General features: G+C 64.4%; 2 protein-coding genes. Both read left to right on the top strand.

Annotation, left to right across the window (positions count from 1 at the left end; translation table 11 throughout):
- Positions 1–461, top strand: a 461-nt coding sequence (locus tag R8O10_RS23890) for an IncQ-type mobilization protein MobB (RefSeq protein ID WP_318191782.1), incomplete at its 5' end; no start/stop codon positions are given.
- Positions 437–1,178, top strand: a 742-nt coding sequence (locus R8O10_RS23885) for a DNA-primase RepB domain-containing protein (RefSeq protein ID WP_318191781.1), incomplete at its 3' end; no start/stop codon positions are given. The genes R8O10_RS23890 and R8O10_RS23885, both read left to right, overlap by 25 nt.

The following is a 1,178-nucleotide window of genomic DNA, read 5'->3' as shown; positions in this document are numbered from 1 at the left end:
GGCCAACGGCCAGATCATCGACTTACAAGAATACCGGGAGGTTATCGAGCATGAGCGCGATAGACAGAGTGAAGAAGTCCAGAGGCATCAACGAGTTAGCGGAGCAGATCGAACCGCTGGCCCAGAGCATGGCGACACTGGCCGACGAAGCCCGGCAGGTCATGAGCCAGACCCAGCAGGCCAGCGAGGCGCAGGCGGCGGAGTGGCTGAAAGCCCAGCGCCAGACAGGGGCGGCATGGGTGGAGCTGGCCAAGGAGTTGCGGGAGGTAGCCGCCGAGGTGAGCAGCGCCGCGCAGAGCGCCCGGAGCGCCGCCCGTGGCTGGACATGGAAGTTGTGGGCCGGGGTCTTGATCGCTTCCGTGACGCCTATTCTGGCGCTGCTGATCGCATCATGGCTTTGGCTGGAGCCGCAAATCATCGAACAACAGGGGGGTATATGGCTGGTTTTCAAGCTCAAGTAAAGGGTGACCGCACCGCGCAAGCCATCGCCCGGCAGCTCAAGGCCATGGGCTGCGACCGGTACGACATCGGCATACGGGATGCCGCCAGCGGCAAGATGATGAACCGGGAATGGTCAGCCGCCGAAGTGCTCCAGAACACGCCATGGCTCAAGCGGATGAATGCCCAGGGCAATGACGTGTATATCAGGCCCGCCGAGCAGGAGCGGCATGGTTTGGTGCTGGTGGACGACCTCAGCGAGTTTGACCTGGATGACATGAAAGCCGAGGGCCGGGAGCCTGCCCTGGTAGGGGAAACCAGCCCGAAGAACTATCAGGCATGGGTCAAGGTGGCCGACGCCGCAGGCGGTGAACTTCGGGGGCAGATTGCCCGGACGCTGGCCAGCGAGTACGACGCCGACCCGGCCAGCGCCGACAGCCGCCACTATGGCCGCTTGGCGGGCTTCACCAACCGCAAGGACAAGCACACCACCCGCGCCGGTTATCAGCCGTGGGTGCTGCTGCGTGAATCCAAGGGCAAGACCGCCACCGCAGGGCCGGAGCTGATGCAGCAGGCCGGGCAGGTGCTGGACAGCATTAAGCGCCAACAGGAACGGACGGCACGACTGGCCGAGATCACCGCCCCGCGGAGTGTGCGCCGGTATCGCCGCAGCGCCGTGGACGACTACCGCAGCGAAATGGCCGGGTTGGTCAAACGCTTCGGTGACGACCTCAGCAAGT

Origin of the sequence: Vibrio sp. 1727 (assembly GCF_033344415.1) — a bacterium.
GTDB classification, from domain to species: Bacteria; Pseudomonadota; Gammaproteobacteria; order Enterobacterales; family Vibrionaceae; genus Vibrio; species Vibrio alginolyticus.
The sequence above is the reverse complement of the archived record's forward strand: the minus strand, read 5'-3'. Positions and strand labels throughout refer to the sequence as shown.